Annotated in this window: 15 protein-coding genes; 8 read left to right on the forward strand and 7 right to left on the reverse strand. The window is 70.0% G+C overall.

Features of this window, described 5'->3' with window-relative positions:
• Positions 1 to 87 precede the first annotated feature (87 nt).
• The 4 genes from BJ998_RS49000 to aspS all read right to left on the reverse strand — a co-directional run bounded on the left by BJ998_RS49000 (position 88) and on the right by aspS (position 5,675).
• Positions 88 to 1,443, reverse strand: a complete 1,356-nt coding sequence (locus BJ998_RS49000; protein ID WP_184858613.1) for a S53 family peptidase — start codon at positions 1,441 to 1,443, stop codon at positions 88 to 90.
• Between the two features lie 71 nt (positions 1,444 to 1,514).
• Positions 1,515 to 2,366 (reverse strand): SGNH/GDSL hydrolase family protein, encoded by an 852-nt coding sequence (locus BJ998_RS04110; protein ID WP_312889918.1) that lies wholly within the window; start codon positions 2,364 to 2,366, stop codon positions 1,515 to 1,517.
• A 139-nt stretch (positions 2,367 to 2,505) separates the two neighbouring features.
• The gene (locus tag BJ998_RS04115) at positions 2,506 to 3,711 is read right to left on the reverse strand and encodes a hypothetical protein (protein ID WP_184858615.1); all 1,206 of its coding nucleotides are present in this window, start codon (positions 3,709 to 3,711) and stop codon (positions 2,506 to 2,508) included.
• 176 nt (positions 3,712 to 3,887) lie between these two features.
• On the reverse strand, positions 3,888 to 5,675 hold the full coding sequence (aspS, locus tag BJ998_RS04120) for an aspartate--tRNA ligase (protein WP_184858617.1): 1,788 nt from the start codon (positions 5,673 to 5,675) through the stop codon (positions 3,888 to 3,890).
• A 238-nt stretch (positions 5,676 to 5,913) separates the two neighbouring features.
• On the opposite strand from aspS, the gene BJ998_RS04125 reads away from it, so the two are divergent.
• Both BJ998_RS04125 and BJ998_RS04130 read left to right on the forward strand, forming a co-directional pair.
• Positions 5,914 to 7,122: a glycoside hydrolase family 18 protein gene (locus tag BJ998_RS04125; RefSeq protein WP_376775982.1), complete on the forward strand. Its 1,209-nt coding sequence runs from the start codon at positions 5,914 to 5,916 to the stop codon at positions 7,120 to 7,122.
• A gap of 99 nt (positions 7,123 to 7,221) precedes the next feature.
• Positions 7,222 to 7,905, forward strand: coding sequence for a hypothetical protein (locus tag BJ998_RS04130; protein ID WP_184858621.1), 684 nt, complete (start codon positions 7,222 to 7,224; stop codon positions 7,903 to 7,905).
• A gap of 3 nt (positions 7,906 to 7,908) precedes the next feature.
• On the opposite strand, the gene BJ998_RS04135 is transcribed toward BJ998_RS04130, so the two are convergent.
• On the reverse strand, positions 7,909 to 8,433 hold the full coding sequence (locus BJ998_RS04135) for a helix-turn-helix domain-containing protein (protein ID WP_184858623.1): 525 nt from the start codon (positions 8,431 to 8,433) through the stop codon (positions 7,909 to 7,911).
• A gap of 35 nt (positions 8,434 to 8,468) precedes the next feature.
• Between BJ998_RS04135 and BJ998_RS04140 the strand changes: the two genes are divergently transcribed.
• On the forward strand, positions 8,469 to 9,533 hold the full coding sequence (locus BJ998_RS04140) for an alpha/beta hydrolase (RefSeq protein WP_184858625.1): 1,065 nt from the start codon (positions 8,469 to 8,471) through the stop codon (positions 9,531 to 9,533).
• Here the strand turns inward: BJ998_RS04140 and BJ998_RS04145 are convergent.
• Complete coding sequence (locus BJ998_RS04145) at positions 9,509 to 10,246, reverse strand: IclR family transcriptional regulator (protein ID WP_184858627.1); 738 nt, start codon at positions 10,244 to 10,246, stop codon at positions 9,509 to 9,511. The genes BJ998_RS04140 and BJ998_RS04145 overlap by 25 nt on opposite strands.
• 104 nt (positions 10,247 to 10,350) lie before the next feature.
• Here BJ998_RS04145 and BJ998_RS04150 point away from each other — a divergent pair, with 104 nt between their 5' ends.
• Positions 10,351 to 11,541, forward strand: coding sequence for a CaiB/BaiF CoA transferase family protein (locus BJ998_RS04150; RefSeq protein ID WP_184858629.1), 1,191 nt, complete (start codon positions 10,351 to 10,353; stop codon positions 11,539 to 11,541).
• A gap of 77 nt (positions 11,542 to 11,618) precedes the next feature.
• Here BJ998_RS04150 and BJ998_RS04155 read toward each other — a convergent pair whose 3' ends face one another.
• Positions 11,619 to 12,803, reverse strand: a complete 1,185-nt coding sequence (locus BJ998_RS04155; RefSeq protein WP_221337864.1) for an RNA-guided endonuclease InsQ/TnpB family protein — start codon at positions 12,801 to 12,803, stop codon at positions 11,619 to 11,621.
• A gap of 23 nt (positions 12,804 to 12,826) precedes the next feature.
• Here BJ998_RS04155 and BJ998_RS49495 point away from each other — a divergent pair, with 23 nt between their 5' ends.
• The 4 genes from BJ998_RS49495 (at position 12,827) to BJ998_RS04175 (ending at position 15,844) form a co-directional block, all read left to right on the forward strand.
• Positions 12,827 to 13,000, forward strand: a complete 174-nt coding sequence (locus BJ998_RS49495) for a transposase (protein WP_221337865.1) — start codon at positions 12,827 to 12,829, stop codon at positions 12,998 to 13,000.
• A gap of 81 nt (positions 13,001 to 13,081) precedes the next feature.
• Positions 13,082 to 13,822 (forward strand): acetoacetate decarboxylase, encoded by a 741-nt coding sequence (locus tag BJ998_RS04165; protein ID WP_184858633.1) that lies wholly within the window; start codon positions 13,082 to 13,084, stop codon positions 13,820 to 13,822.
• 2 nt (positions 13,823 to 13,824) lie between these two features.
• Positions 13,825 to 14,706, forward strand: a complete 882-nt coding sequence (locus BJ998_RS04170; RefSeq protein ID WP_184858634.1) for a 3-hydroxyacyl-CoA dehydrogenase NAD-binding domain-containing protein — start codon at positions 13,825 to 13,827, stop codon at positions 14,704 to 14,706.
• The gene (locus BJ998_RS04175) at positions 14,696 to 15,844 is read left to right on the forward strand and encodes an acyl-CoA dehydrogenase family protein (protein ID WP_184868409.1); all 1,149 of its coding nucleotides are present in this window, start codon (positions 14,696 to 14,698) and stop codon (positions 15,842 to 15,844) included. Before BJ998_RS04170 ends, BJ998_RS04175 begins: the two co-directional genes overlap by 11 nt.
• Positions 15,845 to 15,873: the final 29 nt, after the last annotated feature.

Below are 15,873 nucleotides of genomic sequence, written 5' to 3' on the forward strand. Positions count from 1 at the left end.
AGGTGATTTCATTTCAGGTCATGAGACCACATTTACCGCCGATAATGGCGGGCGACCACGGGCCGCCCGCCATCATTCATTTATGAATCAGAACCCGGCGAGGCCGTTGGGCACGCCGACCCCGGTCGGCGCGTCCCAGCCCTTCTGCGCCGAGCACAGGGCGGGCGTGGCGGTCGGGCAGACGTGCGCCGGGGCGTTCTGGCCCAGCGTCACGTCGGTGAAGGCGCCCTTGGGCGCGGTGTACAGCGTGTTCGGGCCCATCACCTGCGAGGTGTGGCCGCCGCGGGCGTACAGGCCGGCGACGAACGGCGACGAGGCGCTGGTGCCGCCCACGAGGATCCAGTTGTACGGCGCGCCGCTGAACGGCGAGTACGTGTCGAAGACGGCGACGCCCGTGTTCGGGTCGGCGACCGCGGACACGTCCGAGGAGGCGCGGTGGCCGCCGCAGTTGGCGCTGACGGCCGGCGGGGCGCCGATCGCGGCGGGCAGGTCGGTCTCGCAGCCGCTGCCGGCGCCGCCCCAGACCACATCGGTGTAGCCGTCGCCGTTCTGGAACAGCGAGGTGCCGCCGACGGACACCACCCACGGCAGGTTCTGCGGCCAGCCGGTGTGCACGTTGCCCTCGTAGCCGCTGTCGCCGGAGGACGCCAGCACGGCCATACCGGGGTGGAACAGGTCGCGGCCGGCCTGCCCGAACTCGACGTCGGTGTCGCTCGGGTACTGGTAGCTCATGCTGACCGCGGAGGCGCCCAGCTTGGCCGCGGTGTTCACGGCGTCGCCGAAGTCGGCCATCGCCGCGTCGACGTGCTCCTTGGTGCCGTTGAGCGCGTCGCCGATGGGCAGCTGCAGCTCGATCAGCTTGCACGAGGGGCAGGCCGCCGAGGCCATGTCCATGTCGAGCGCGGTCTCGACGCCGACCTCTTCCTCGTAGTACGTGTTCGGGAAGTCGGTGGCCGGCGGCAGCGCCGGGCCGCCGTGCTGGTCGGCGATGGTCAGGCAGCCGCTGGCCACGGTGCAGGCCGGCAGGCCGTACTGGGCCCGGTAGGCGTTGACGTCGGCTTCCAGGTTCGGATAGGCGCCGGCGTCGATGATCGCGATCGTGCCCTGGGCGCCGGTCGCGGCGGCGGGCAGGTGGTAGGCGGCGGCGAGGTCGTCGGCGCCGTAACCGGCCGGAACCGTGGTCGACAGGGGTGTTTTCGACCCGGGTGCGGCGGTGACGAGCTTCGACTGGCAGAAGGCGCAGGGCGCGAGCGTGCCGTGCGACTTCAGCAGGGTTCCGTTGTGGACCTGGGCCCGGAGGGACTGGACCTGCGGCGTGACGACGTGCGGATCACCGGCCGCCTGCGCGACCTGGCCGAATGCGGACGGCACGAATGCGGTGAGCGCGGCGACCACCGCCGCGCCGACGCCGAGCAGGGTTGATCTGACGAACGTTCCCGACACTTGTCCTCCTGAAATGGAAGAACGCGTCCAACATCGGGAGCGTACCCACGCAATTCCACGGTTGACCTATATCAACTATTCACGGAATTCTCTTGTGAATAATTCGTCCAAGTGGCCCACGACGACTGTCGTGAATCGCCTACGACTGTCCTGAACAAGACAGTGAAGGCATAAGGAACCAGATCCGAACCACGTCTCCACAACCACGGAATGCCCTTGAGCACGAGCCACGCCACGTGCTGCCACGGGGCGATCGCGGCGCCGCCGGCGCACTCCATGCTCACCGGTGCTTCGACGACGCAGCCGGCCAGCTCGAGTTCGTCGGCGAAGCCCTGGGCGAGCATCCGGTGCCCCAGTTCGGACGGGTGCAGCCGGTCCACGCTCCACGCCGCCAGGTCGTAGGCGCCGGGCAGCGAGTCCAGGTCGACGCAGCCGATGCCGCGGGCCACCACGACGGACGTGATCACGGCGTTGAGCTCGTCCACCCGGCGGCGCAGCGCGCGACGCAGCGGCGCCGGCAGCCGGAACACTCGGGCGTGGTCGTGGTAGCTGGCCAGCACCACCACCGCGCCGACGTCGAGCACCTTGCCCACCACGTGGTCGAGGTCGGCGCGCAGTCGCGCCGGATCGAAGTCCGAGCGCATCGTGTCGTTCATGCCGGCGACGATCACCACCGCGTCCGGCCGCAGCGCCGCCGCCATCGGCAACTGCTCGTGCCGCACCGTGCCGATCCGGGCCCCGGTGCGGGACAGGTTCGTCAGGTCGCAGCCGCCGAGCGCGTCGGCCAGCAGCGGGCCGAAGCCACGCCAGCCGCCGCCGGGCAGCGGATCACCGAGTCCGACGCTGGTGGAATCCCCGAGCACCACGAGCCGTCCGACCGCACGCCGGGCGGGCACGCTCTCCGACATCGCCTGAACCGTCACCCGTCCACGATCACCCGCGGACAATCACTCCCGGTGATGGCCGGGTGGCGGGCCGGGGACGGGTGGGCGAACAGTGCTGTTTGGCGCGCGGCTCGGCCCCTTCGGGGCCTCGCGCCTCCTGGGTACCGGCGAGGGTCGGTCAGCTGAACGCGGGGAACAGCGGGAGATGCACCGCCTCCGCGCCGTACTGCTCGGCGATCGCGGCGGCGACCTGGTCGGCGTGCTCGGCGACCGCCGGCGCCTTCAACCGCCCGGCGTCGTCGCGCAGCCGCTGCCACCGGGCGTGCAGCGCGCTGCTGCGCCGGGGCGAAGCCAACCGGTTGGTGATCGGCCCGTCCGGCACGCCCGGCCGCGGCAGGTACATCCACGTGGACAGCCACACCCACAGCAGCTGGCCGTGCAGCAGCTTGGGCATCAGCACCTCGTCGTCGTCCAGATCGGGGAAGACGGGGCTGACCTCGGCCCGCCAGGCCGCGACCATCGCCTCGGTCATGCCGTTGGGCAGCCGGAACGAGCAGCCGCACAGCGGGAACGGGATGCGCAGCGCGGCGGCGTCCAGGGCGACGTCACGCACGCAGCCGCCCTCGAAGTCCAGCACCCGCAAGCCCTTGCCGGTGATGAGGTTGTTGTCGGCGCACGCATCGGACGGGCTGAACGCCCGGTGCTGGGTGCTGGTCAGCAGCCGACCGCCCTCACGGGCGTGCCCGAGCGCCTCGGCGCCGATGGTCACGCCGAGCAACGTCTCCAGCATCTCCGGCAGCTCGGCCAGCGCCACCTTCGCCTTGCGCGCCAGCGGATCCTGCCCCGGGCGGCCGCCGAGCCGCCGGGTCAGCGCGTCGAAGTCGGCCTCGCGGCCGGCGGTGGTGGCGTGCAGCCGGCCGAGCGCCCGCGCCCACGCCAGCAGCGCCCGCTCCGCGCTGCGCGCGTCGTGATCGAGCAGCTTGTCGGCCAGGGTCGGGACGCGGCCGAGATCCTCCAGCACGATCACCCGCTTGGCGCCGTCGTGGGCGATCAGCTCCGGACAGATCCGGTCGTCCTGGCCCAGCGCGGTGAACAGCTGGTAGCTGACGGCCTCGTGCGGGAACGGGTCGATCAGCTCGCCGACCGGCGGCTCCGCGTAGCTCTTCACGACCAGCGTACGCGGTAGCGAGAACGGCGTCGACGCCACCCGCACCCGCAGCACGGTGGACTTGCCGCTGCCGCGCAGGTCCTCGGGGTCCGCCAGTCTGATCGACGCCCCGAATCGCCTGGTGAGCACTGACTCGGCGGCCGCGACGGTCGCCAGGACCTCGTTGTCCGCTGCCCCGGCGGCGTTGGCGGGGCCAGCGGTGGTCTCCACGCTCATCCCTTCCGACCCTACTCCTTCGAGTGCACGGCACGTCCACACGATCGGCACAATCGGCTACCAGGAGCAGTCGCTGCGCCCGTCATGTTCGAGCATCACCGCGCTGGAATACGGCTTGGTAACGGGTTGGTGCCGCCGGGGGACGCCTGAACGGGTACCCACTGACGGAGTAGTGGTCAGGCCTTCGCCGCCTCGCCCTTCACGACCGGCTTGGCGTCCACGCCGGCCTCCTTGCGCTGCTGCGCGGTGATCGGCGCGGGCGCGGCCGTCAGCGGGTCGTAGCCGCCGCCGGACTTGGGGAACGCGATGACCTCACGGATCGAGTCGGCGCCGGCCAGCAGCATGACGATGCGATCCCAGCCGAAGGCGATGCCGCCGTGCGGCGGGGCGCCGTACTTGAACGCCTCCAGCAGGAAGCCGAACTTCTCCTCGGCCTCCGCCTCGCCGAGGCCCATCACCGCGAACACGCGCTTCTGCACGTCGGGGCGGTGGATACGGATGGAGCCGCCGCCGATCTCGTTGCCGTTGCAGACGATGTCGTAGGCGTAGGCCAGCGCCTTGCCCGGGTCCTCCTCGAAGCGGTCGATCCACTCCGGGGTGGGCGAGGTGAAGGCGTGGTGCACCGCGGTCCACTTGCCGCTGCCCACCGCGACGTCGTCGCCGATCTTGTCGACCGACTCGAACAGCGGGGCGTCGACGACCCAGACGAACGACCAGGCGGACTCGTCGATCAGGCCGACGCGGCGGCCGATCTCCAGCCGGGCCGCGCCGAGCAGCGCCCGGGCGTCGGACGGGTCGCCGGCGGCGAAGAAGATGCAGTCGCCGGGGTTGGCGCCGGCGGCCTTGGCCAGGCCCTCGCGCTCGGTGTCGGACAGGTTCTTGGCGACGGGGCCGCCGAGCGTGCCGTCCTCGGCGACGAGCACGTAGGCCAGGCCCTTGGCGCCGCGCTGCTTGGCCCAGTCCTGCCAGGCGTCGAGCGTGCGGCGGGGCTGGTCGGCGCCGCCGGGCATGACCACCGCGCCCACGTACGGGGCCTTGAACACCCGGAACGGGGTGTCCTTGAAGTACTCGGTGAGCTCGGTCAGCTCCAGGCCGAAGCGCAGGTCCGGCTTGTCGGTGCCGTAGCGGGCCATCGCGTCGGCGTAGGTCATGCGCGGGATCGCGCCCTCGATGGCGTGGCCGGCCAGCTCGCTCCACAGCGCCTTGACCACGGCCTCGCCGAGCTCGATGACGTCGTCCTGCTCGACGAAGCTCATCTCGATGTCGAGCTGGGTGAACTCGGGCTGCCGGTCGGCGCGGAAGTCCTCGTCCCGGTAGCAGCGGGCGATCTGGTAGTAGCGCTCCATGCCGGCGACCATCAGCAGCTGCTTGAACAGCTGGGGCGACTGCGGCAGCGCGTACCAGGAGCCGGGCTGCAGGCGGGCCGGCACCAGGAAGTCGCGCGCGCCCTCGGGGGTGGAGCGGGTCAGCGTCGGCGTCTCGATCTCGACGAAGTCGCGCTCGTCCAGCACGCGGCGGGCGATCCGGCTGGCCTGGCTGCGCATCCGGATGGCGCGGGCGGGGCCGCTGCGGCGCAGGTCGAGGTAGCGGTGGCGCAGCCGCGCCTCCTCGCCGACCTCCAGGTTGTCGTCCAGCTGGAACGGCAGCGGCGCGGCCTCGGACAGCACCTCGAACGCGGTGACCGTGACCTCGATGTCGCCGGTGGCGATGTCCGGGTTCTCGTTGCCCTCGGGGCGGCGCACGACCTCGCCGGTGACCTTGAGGCAGTACTCGGCGCGCAGCCGGTGCGCGCGCTCGGCCATCTCGCCCTCGCGGAACACGACCTGGGCGACGCCGGAGGCGTCCCGCAGGTCGATGAAGATGACGCCACCGTGATCGCGCCGGCGCGCCACCCACCCGGTCAGGGTGACGGACTGCCCGGCCTGCTCGGCCCGGAGCGTCCCGGCCTCGTGCGTGCGCATCACGGGTACAGCACTCCTCATACGGTGGACGTTTCGGTCACCGGACAGGTTAGCCAACCTCGCCGAACGCCTTTCCCCGCGGTGCCGTTGACGAAGTGGTCCAGACCACCTACGGTGATGGACGGCACACGCTTTGTCCCTTTTCACCGGCTCCCGCACGGGCCCTCGCCGCCGCCCCGTGCCGGCGCCCTCCTGCGGATACAGGGAGAAACGCATGGCAATGTTCGGAAAGCGGCGGCTCATGGCGGGCGCCGCCGCGCTGGTCGGCCTGGTGGCCGCCTCACTCGTGGGCACGGCGCCTGCTTCCACCGCTGAGCCGGTCTCAACCTCGGCCCTGGCCGCCGGCACGACCATGGTCGGCTACTTCACCAACTGGGGCATCTACGACCGCGGGTACCAGGTGAAGAACCTGGAGACCAGCGGCACCGCGGCCAAGCTGAACGTCATCAACTACGCGTTCGGCAGCACCGCCAACGGCCAGTGCTCGCTCACCGACGCCTACGCCGACTACCAGAAGGTGTTCGACGCCGGCAGCAGCGTGGACGGCAAGGCCGACACCGGCCCGCTGTACGGCAACTTCGGCCAGCTGCGCAAGCTGAAGAAGATGCACCCCGGCCTGAAGGTGGTGTTCTCGGTCGGCGGCTGGACGCTGTCCGGCGGCTTCACCCAGGCCGCGAAGAACCCGGCGGCGTTCGCCTCGTCCTGCTACAGCATGGTGAAGGACTCGCGCTGGGCCGACGTCTTCGACGGCATCGACCTCGACTGGGAGTACCCGAACGCCTGCGGCCTGAGCTGCGACACCAGCGGCGCGGCGGCGTTCAGGAACGTGCTGTCGGCGGTGCGGTCCAAGTTCGGCTCCGGCGCGCTGGTGACCGCCGCGATCACGGCCGACGGCACCAGCGGCGGCAAGATCGACGCCGCCGACTACGCCGGCGCCGCGCAGTACGTGAACTGGTACAACGTGATGACCTACGACTACTTCGGCGCCTGGGCCCCGACCGGGCCGACCGCCCCGAACGCGCCGCTGACCACGTACTCCGGCATCCCGACCGCCGGCTTCTACGCCGACGCGGCGATCCAGAAGCTGAAGGGCAAGGGCATCGCGTCGTCCAAGCTGCTGCTGGGCATCGGCTTCTACGGCCGCGGCTGGACCGGCGTCACCCAGGCCGCGCCCGGCGGCACGGCCACCGGCGCCGCGCCGGGCAAGTACGAGGCCGGCATCCAGGACTACAAGCTGCTCAAGACGTCCTGCCCGGCCACCGGAACCGTCGCCGGCACCGCCTACGCCAAGTGCGGCAGCCAGTGGTGGAGCTACGACACGCCGTCCACCGTCAAGGGCAAGATGAGCTACGCCAGGACCCAGGGCCTGGGCGGCGCGTTCTTCTGGTCCGCCGACGGCGACACCAGCAACGGCGAGTTGGCCTCCGCGATGCGTGGCGGCCTGGGCTGAACTGATTAGGCCACCCCGGGCGCATTCCTGCGCCCGGGGTAACGCCTTGTGTTGTCGCGCCGACCTTGCTGCCGAGTCAGCGGATGATCGGCAGGCGCGATGGACCCGGGCGATGTCACGAACTCCATGGACGGCAAGGCGAACAACGTCGTCCAGGCGCACACCGTGCACGGCGGCGTGCACATCACCGAGGCGCGGCGGCACGCCGTCCGCAACGCGATCCTCGTGGCGCTCATCGTGTTGGGCACCGGCGGCGGCATGTGGCTGATGATCGCCAACCGGCCGACCGGCTCTGCCCCGCCGCCGTCGCCGACGCCGACGACACCGCCGGCGGAGCCCCAGAACGCCAGGTCGGTCCAGCAGTGCGAGGCGCTGCACCACATGTCGTCGCAGCACACCCTGATCAAGGTCTCCGACACCGCTCGCGCGTACAACTCCTGCGCGTGGCCCGCGCCGTCCTTCGCCGACGCCGACGGCTTCACCCAGATCAACGTCGTGACCGTGGCGGGGCCGGGCGAGTACGAGGCGTCCGACGCCACCGAGGTGGACCGGATCACCGGACCGTGCAGGGAGTTCAGGCTCACCTACGACTTCGGCTACCAGGGGGAGCTGCAGCACAAGGCGCCGTTCACCGCGCCGCCGGGCATGGTGACGGACCTGGACCAGCCCGGCTCGAACTGGTCGCCGGGCGTGACCGCGCTCAGCTTCTACCCGTCCCGCAACGAGGTCGATGTCGTGCACAACGGCCACAACATCGTCTCCGACGTCGCCTGCTCCGGCTGAGGTTCACCCGTCGGTGGGAAGAGCCTCGCCGGGGAACAGGATGGGGCTCAGCAGGTAGCGGGACCGGTCGCCGCCCGGACCGTTGCCCAGTCGGGGGACGATCACCTTGCGCAGGTCGGCGATCAGCTCTTCGAGCTCCGGCCGGCTGAGCCAGATCGCGTGCTGCCGGAAGCCGACGAGGTCCGCGGTCGGGTCGACGCCGTCGCGGTCGAGGTAGGCCGTGAACTCCGCCAGCAGCGTGGCCATCGCCAGGTCGAAGCCGCGGCGGTAGTCGTCGACGGTGAGGTCCTCGGTGTCGATGGTCGCGTCGCGCAGGCGGAAGGTCCGCTCGACCGCGCCGCGAACCCGGCGCTCCTCGGCGACTTCCAGGACTTCGCCGGCGGCAAGGGCTTCGACGTGCCGGTACACCATTGCCTTCGACACGTCCGGCAGCAGCTCGCACAGCCGGCCCGTGGTCAGCGCCCGCCCGCGCAGGGCGTGCACGATCCGCATCCGAACGGGGTGGGCCAGCAATTCCCTCGCGGTCACGGCGCAATGTTCTCACACCATGCTACCGTTCGCACATGTTGAGAACGGTGCTGGATCTCGCCGCCGCCGGGCGCTTCGAGGAACTGGCCGACCTGTTCGCGCCGGAGTTGCGGGCGGCGGCCTCGGCGGACATGGTTCGACTGGCCTGGGCCAAGGAGGTGGGCGAGCTTCGGTCTATCGGGGAGCCGGTCAGCCTCGGCTCCCGAAGGTTCGGCGTGCGCCTCAACGGGGACATCGATCTGTTCGCGTCCTTCGACGAACAGGGCCGGGTGACCGGGTTGCGGCTGGCCGCCGCGGCGGAGTGGACGCCGCCGCCCTACGCCAAGCCCCGACGCTTCACCGAACAGGTGGTGCACGTCGGCACCCGGCCCGGCACGTTGACGCTGCCGCGCAAGGGAAACAAGGTCGGGGTGGTGCTGCTGAGCGGCGGCGGACCGTTCGACCGGGACGGCACGGCCGGGGCGATGAAGCCACTGAAGGACCTGGCCTGGGGCCTGGCCGGCCAAGGCATCGCGTCGGTGCGGTTCGACAAGCCCGTGGACGCGCCGACGCTGACCGAGGAGTACGTGCCACACGCGGTCGCGGGCGTGGAAATCCTTTCGCGGCATGCGGATCGGGTGTACGTGGTGGGGCACAGCGCGGGCGGCAAGGTTGCACCCAAGGTCGCCTTGGTTGCACCGGCGGTGGCCGGTCTGGTGTTGCTGGCGGCCGACACCCAGCCGATGACCGATGCCGCCGTACGCGTGGGAAAGCGCCTCGGGCAGGACCTCAGCGAAATCGCCCAGCGAACCGCCGACGTCACCCCGGACACTCCGGCGAGCGAGCTGCTGTTCGGCTTCCCGGCCACGTATTGGCTGGAGCTCAAGGAGTACGACCAGGTGGCAGCCGCCATCGAAGCGGACCGGCCGATGCTGGTGCTCCAAGGCGGCCGGGACTACCAGGTGACCGTCGAGGACGACCTTCCGGCGTGGCGGCGGGTGCCGCGAGCGGAGATCCGGATCCACCCGGACGCCGACCACATGTTCTTCCCCAGCAACGGATCCCACGTGATGGCGGAGGTGGTGGACGACATCGCTCAGTTCACCCTTCGCCGCGAATAGCGCCGCAGCGACTCCAGCAGCAGCTCCACGAACTCCGGCAACCGCTCGGCCGCCTGATCATGCGGCCCGGCCAACGCCACGGCGCCGACCACCTGCCCCTGTTCCCACACCGGCGCGGCGACCGAGGCGATCCCCCGCAGCATCGGGCCGCTGTCCCCCAACGTGTAGCCGGTTTCCCGCACGCGGCTGAGCTCGGCGAGCAGCGCCAGGGCGGCCGCTCGGTCGTCGGGGAACTGAGCCGCCACGATCTCGTGCCGTTCGCGGTCCGGCATGAACGCAAGCAAGACGCGCCCTACTGCCGTCTCCGGCAACGGGGTGCGGAGCTGTTGCACGGTCAGGTAGTTGAACGGGTCGTCGGTGCCGGCCCAGTCGGCGTACACGGAGGTGTCGCCGGTACGCACGGCCAGGACCGCGCTGAGGCCGGTGCGGTTGTGCAGATCCACCAGGTCGGCGTGGTTGACCGTGGACACGAGCCGCTGCCCGGAACGCATGGCCAGCAGGTAGGGAGCGGCGCCGAGGCGGAAGCGCTTGTCGTCCTCCTCCAGGTAGCCGACGGCGACGAGCCCGTTGACCAGCTTCTGCACCGACGACACCGGGGCGTGCAGCCGCAGCGCGAGCTGGGTCAGCGTCAGCCCGGAGCGCTCCGTGACCACCGCCTCCAGGATCTCCGCGATCCGGTCCACCGCCCGGTGGTGCGGCCGCAGCTCCGCCATGATCCACTCCTTATCTATATAGATAGAACGGTATCACATTGCGTAAGCCGACCACGGAGCGCAGGATAGTTGATGTAAGGCAAACAACTGAGGAGGCGGAGAGCATGGGGGCTCTGGACGGCATCAGGGTGATCGACCTCGCGACGGTGGTCATGGGCCCGTACGCCACACAGATCCTCGGCGACCTGGGCGCCGACGTGATCAAGGTCGAGCCGCCGGCCGGCGACATGAGCCGGCTGACCGCCCCGTACCGCAACGAGGGCATGGGTTCGCTGGCCCTCAACGTCAACCGCAACAAGCGAGCCGTCTCCATCGACCTGAAGAACCCGCGCGGCAAGCAGGTGTTCCTCGATCTGGTGAAGACCGCCGACGTGCTCGTCACCAACATGCGCCCGGGTGCGCTGCGCCGGCTGGGCCTGGACCACGAGCAGCTGGCCGAGGTCAACCCGGGCCTCATCTACTGCAACGCGCAGGGTTTCCGCAGCGACTCGTCGCTGGCCGACCGCGCCGCGTACGACGAGATCGTGCAGGCCGCGTCCGGCACCGCCGACCTGATGCGCCGCGCCACCGGCACGCCGACCTACATGCCGACCATCCTGGGCGACAAGGTCAGTGGACTGACTATTGTCTACAGTGTCCTGGCGGCACTCGTGCACAAGCAGCGCACCGGCGAGGGCCAGCGCGTCGAGGTGCCGATGACCGACACGATGCTGGCGTTCAACCTGGTCGAGCACCTCGCCGGCCGCACGTTCGAGCCGGCCGCCGGCCTGATGGGCTTCTCCCGGTCGCTGTCCCCCGGCCACCGCGCCGTGCGGACGTCGGACGGCTGGGCCTGCATTCTCCCGTACAGCCGGCGCAACATCGACGACTTCTTCGCCGAGGTGGGTCACCCCGAGGTGGTGGAGGACCCGAGGTTCGCCGACTCGGCCAGCCTGGCCGCCAACTTCGACGCGTTCTACGACCTGATCGAGAAGTACGCGGCGCAGCGGACCACCGCCGAGTGGGAGGCGACCTGCGCCCGGCTGAGCATCCCGTTCGCGCCGGTGCTCGACCTCGACGACGTCACCGAGGACCCGTACGTCACCGAGGTCGGCCTGCTGGAGTGCGCCGAGCACCCGACCGAGGGCACCTATCGGGTGATCGGCTCCCCCGTGCGGTTCTCGGCCACGCCTGCGAGTGTGCGCAGGCACGCGCCGCGGCTGGGCCAGGACAACGACGAGGTGCTGGGCGAACTCGGGTACTCCGAGGACGAGCTGCGTGAGCTGGCCGAGGCCGGCGTCACGGTGAGGAGGTAGTGGTCATGCACTCGTCCCTGAGGGAACGAGCGTGCCTGCCGCCGCGGACGGCGGTTTGTAGGCTTGCTGCTGCCATCCTAGCTGGCTGCCAGGATGGGCGCTGCGTCTGGACGCATGACTTCGCCCCAGCACTTCACACCGCGTGCCGCGATGTTGAGCGCCGCGTTGTGGTCGGCGTGCCCAACGAAGTCACACCGGCCACAATGAAACGCCGCCTGACTACGGCGGTTGCGTTTGTCGACGTGCCCGCAGACGTGGCAGGTCTGCGAGGTGTAGGCCGCGTCAACCTGCACCAACACCACACCGGCCCGCTGGGCCTTATACGTCAGAAGCCGACCGAGCTGGGCGAACGCCCAGGAGTGCAGCATGGCCCGTTGGGGCTTGCGAAGCCGTACCCGTGCGCGGATTCCACCGAGGTCTTCGATGGCGATGCCGCGTCCGGTGCGTTCAGCCTCGGCCACGATGCTCTTGCTGATCTGATGGTTCACGTCGGTGGCGAACCGGGCCTCCTTGCGGCGGCGTTTTTTCAGCAGCCGTCGCGCGGAGGAGGTCTTCTTGGCCTGCAACCGCTTCCTCAGCCGCAGTTGACGCTTGCGGTAGCGGTTCAGCCGCAACCCGCACCGCCGGTCACCGTCAGAGGTCGTGGCGATGTTGACGACACCAAGGTCGACACCGAGGAACCCGTTTACCGGCTCGCGCTGGGGCGTCACGGGGGTGTCGATGACGGCGTGCAGCAGCCACACCCCGTCCCGGTGCAGCAGGTCGGTTTCCCCGATCGGACGGGACCGCAACAGCGCTATGTGGGCGCGACTTCCCACGATCCGCACATTCCTCAGTCGGCCGGCGGTGGTCCAGATCGACACCGTGCCCTCATGGCCGGCGTCGCCGAGCTGCCAGGACAGACAACGGGCGTCGAACGGCTGTCCCGCCCGCAGGCGGAACACGATCGGGGTGTTCTCGACCGTGCGGCGTCGGCCCGAGCCGGGCAGCCCGTAACTACCGGCCCTCAGATTGGCGTTGAGGGTGGAGTAAGCGTCCACGGTCTTGCCGATCACCCGGATCGCGGGTTGAGCGGCCAGCCCGAACCGCTCCCGCAACTGAGTGTAGAAGCGTTTCTGCACGTCGAACTTCCGCAACACCCGCTCGGTGTGCATCTGCTCGGACAGCCAAGACGCGGCAGCGTTGCAGGCGTGCAGGGTATCGGCAAGCGCCAACGCCTGCTCAGGCGTCGGCAGCAACCGCACCGGCACCACCTGCTTCATGCTGATCACCATAGCCCTGATCCATGTCACCACTGCGAGAGCCTGACCCCAACACCCGTAGCGGCCGGAACATCGTGCACAGTCGCTACCCGTGGGTCGACCACATATGGTCGCCGTCCTACTTCGCGGGCTCATGCGGGGGAACCCCGCTGTCATCGGTCCGCGAGCACATCGAGAACCAGAAGCACCCGAAGTGACCCACCGCTGCGCGATCGAGAGTCGAGGAATCGCCTCCTCTGGGCCGTGAACGGCCGAGCTTCCGTCGATTGGAGAAATCAGTGAAGGCAGCGGAAGTGGCCCGGCGGCTCGCGACCCCGCTCACCGCGCCCGCGTGGGCGCCGGTCCGGTCGCGGTTCACCGACCGGGAGTACCTGAACGTCGTCTACCGCACCGATCCCGAGGCGCTGCGGGCGGTCGTCCCCGAACCGCTGGAGTTCGACGAGCCGCTGGTCCGGTTCGAGGTCATGAAGATGGGCGACAGCACCAGCTTCGGCCCGTACACCGAGTCCGGCCAGGTGATCCCGGTCCGGTTCGGCGAGGAGCGCGGCGAGTACCTGCACGCGATGTACCTGGACAACGTGGCCGCCACCGTGGCCGGCCGGGAGGCCAGCGCGTACCCGAAGACCGCCGGCTCGCCCCGGCTGTTCGCCGAGGCCGGCGCCCTGGTCGGCACGCTGGACGTCGGCACGCAGCGGGTGGCCACGGCGACCATGGGCTACAAGCACTACCCGATGGACCTCGACGAGGCCCGCGCCGAGCTGACGCTCCCCACGTACATGCTCAAGATCGTGCCCGGCTACGAGCGCGAGCCGCGGATGTGCGAACTGGTCCGCACCCGGATCACCGACATCACGGTGAAGGCGGCGTGGACCGGGCCGGCCCGGCTGCAGCTGTTCCAGCACGTGCTGGCCCCGCTGGCCGACCTGCCGGTGCTGGAGATCGTGTCGGCCAGCCACATCATCACCGACCTCACGCTCGACGGTGTCCGGCCGGTGTTCGACTACCTGAAGGAGCGCTGACCATGACTGTCGCAGTCGTCGGCGCCGGCACCATCGGCCTGTCCTGGACGACCCTGATGCTGGCCAAGGGGCACACCGTGCGCGTCACGGATCCCCGTCCGGACCTGTCGGAGGCCGTTCGCGACGCCGTTCGCGAGTTCGCCCCGACCGTGCCGGGTTTCGCCGGTGACGCCGAGGAGTTGCTGTCCCGGGTGGAGATCGTCGGCTCGGTCGAGGAGGCCGTCGACGGTGTCCAGGCGGTGCAGGAGAACGGCCCGGAACGCCTGGAGTTCAAGCAGGACCTGTTCGCCGCCATCGAGAAGGCCGCGCCGGATTCGGCTCTGCTCCTCTCCTCCACCTCGGGCCTGACACCGTCCTCGATGTCGTCGAGGATGACCGCGCCGCAGCGGTTGGTGGTGGGCCACCCGTTCAACCCGCCGCACCTGCTTCCGCTGGTGGAACTCGTCGGCTCGTCGGACCGGGAAGTGGCCCGGGCCAAGGAGTTCTACCTGTCGCTGGGCAAGGTTGCGGTGGTGGTGCACCAGGAGATCCGCGGCCACGTGGCGAACCGGTTGCAGCGCGTGCTGTTCGAGGAGTGCGTGAACCTCGTCGAGCAGGGCGTGGTGTCCATGACCGAGCTGGACGACATCGTCACCAACTCGGTCGGCGTGCGGTGGGCGACCGTCGGGCCGTTCCTGGCCTTCCACCTCGGCGGCGGGCCGGGCGGGCTGCGACACATGATGTCGCACCTGATGCCCTACATCCCCTCGGACGTGCAGCAGCGCCTGGCCGACCAGGCCGAGACGGTGTATCCGTTGGCGCAGAACGAAAGCCGAGCCGCCCGGCGGGACCGCCAGCAGCTCGGGATCATCAGCTTGAAGGAGCGTGACGACGATGTCCGGTGACTTCTACGACTTCCAGAACCTGCTCACCGACGAGGAGAAGGCGATCGTCGAGCGGACGCGGGAGTTCCTGCGCACCGAGGTCGCGCCGATCGCCAACGATGCGTGGGCCAACGCCGAGTTCCCGCACCAGATCGTGAAGGGCTTCGCCGAGCTGGACATCGCCGGCCTGGCCTACCGGGGCGCGCGCAGCCTGCTCACCGGGTTCCTGGCGCTGGAGATGAACCGCGTCGACCCGTCCATCGCGACCTTCTTCGGCGTCCACAGCGGACTGGCCATGGGCAGCGTCAACCGCTGCGGCTCCGACGAGCAGAAGGAGCGCTGGCTGCCGGCGATGGCGCGGATGGAGAAGATCGGCGCCTTCGCCCTGACCGAGCCGGGCGGCGGCTCCGACGTCGCCGGCGGCCTACGGACCACCGCCCGGCGCGACGGCGACACGTGGATCCTCAACGGCGCCAAGCGCTGGATCGGCAACGCCACCTTCGCCGACCTGGTGATCGTGTGGGCGCGGGACGAGGCCGACAACAAGGTCAAGGGCTTCGTGGTGGAGAAGGGCACGCCCGGTTTCGTCGCCACCAAGATCGAGCACAAGATGGCGCTGCGGACCGTGCAGAACGCCGACATCACGCTCATCGACTGCCGCGTGCCCGAGGCCAACCGGCTACAGAACGCGCACGGTTTCCGGGACACCGCCGACATTCTGCGGCAGACCCGCGGCGGCGTGGCGTGGCAGTCCGTCGGTGTCATGATGGGCGCCTACGACCTCGCCCTGGCGTACGCCAAGGAGCGCACCCAGTTCGGCAAGCCCATCGCCGGCTTCCAGCTCGTGCAGGACCTGCTGGTGAAGATGCTGGGCAACGTGACGGCGTCGCTCGGCATGGTGGTGCGGCTGGCGCAGCTGCAGGACGAGGGCGTGTACAAGGACGAGCACTCCTCGCTGGCCAAGGCGTACTGCACGTCCCGGATGCGCGAGGCCGTTGGCTGGGCCCGGGAGATCCTGGGCGGCAACGGAATCGTGCTGGACTACAACGTCGGCCGGTTCGTCGCCGACGCCGAGGCCGTGTACTCGTACGAGGGCACGCGGGAGATCAACTCCCTGGTCACCGGGCGGGCGATCACCGGGCTCGGCGCCTTCGTGTAAGGACCACAGCGGGCCGCCCTCGGGCGGCC

Origin of the sequence: Kutzneria kofuensis, assembly GCF_014203355.1 — a bacterium.
GTDB classification, from domain to species: Bacteria; Actinomycetota; Actinomycetes; order Mycobacteriales; family Pseudonocardiaceae; genus Kutzneria; species Kutzneria kofuensis.

Excerpts from the sequence above, each read along its gene's own strand:
- BJ998_RS04115 (WP_184858615.1), bottom strand. The coding sequence starts at position 3,711 with ATGAGCGTGGAGACCACCGCTGGCCCCGCCAACGCCGCCGGGGCAGCG.
- BJ998_RS04125 (WP_376775982.1), top strand. The coding sequence starts at position 5,914 with ATGGCGGGCGCCGCCGCGCTGGTCGGCCTGGTGGCCGCCTCACTCGTG.
- BJ998_RS04130 (WP_184858621.1), top strand. The coding sequence starts at position 7,222 with ATGGACCCGGGCGATGTCACGAACTCCATGGACGGCAAGGCGAACAAC.
- BJ998_RS04140 (WP_184858625.1), top strand. The coding sequence starts at position 8,469 with ATGTTGAGAACGGTGCTGGATCTCGCCGCCGCCGGGCGCTTCGAGGAA.
- BJ998_RS04145 (WP_184858627.1), bottom strand. The coding sequence starts at position 10,246 with ATGGCGGAGCTGCGGCCGCACCACCGGGCGGTGGACCGGATCGCGGAG.
- BJ998_RS04150 (WP_184858629.1), top strand. The coding sequence starts at position 10,351 with ATGGGGGCTCTGGACGGCATCAGGGTGATCGACCTCGCGACGGTGGTC.
- BJ998_RS04155 (WP_221337864.1), bottom strand. The coding sequence starts at position 12,803 with ATGAAGCAGGTGGTGCCGGTGCGGTTGCTGCCGACGCCTGAGCAGGCG.
- BJ998_RS49495 (WP_221337865.1), top strand. The coding sequence starts at position 12,827 with ATGTCACCACTGCGAGAGCCTGACCCCAACACCCGTAGCGGCCGGAAC.
- BJ998_RS04170 (WP_184858634.1), top strand. The coding sequence starts at position 13,825 with ATGACTGTCGCAGTCGTCGGCGCCGGCACCATCGGCCTGTCCTGGACG.
- BJ998_RS04175 (WP_184868409.1), top strand. The coding sequence starts at position 14,696 with ATGTCCGGTGACTTCTACGACTTCCAGAACCTGCTCACCGACGAGGAG.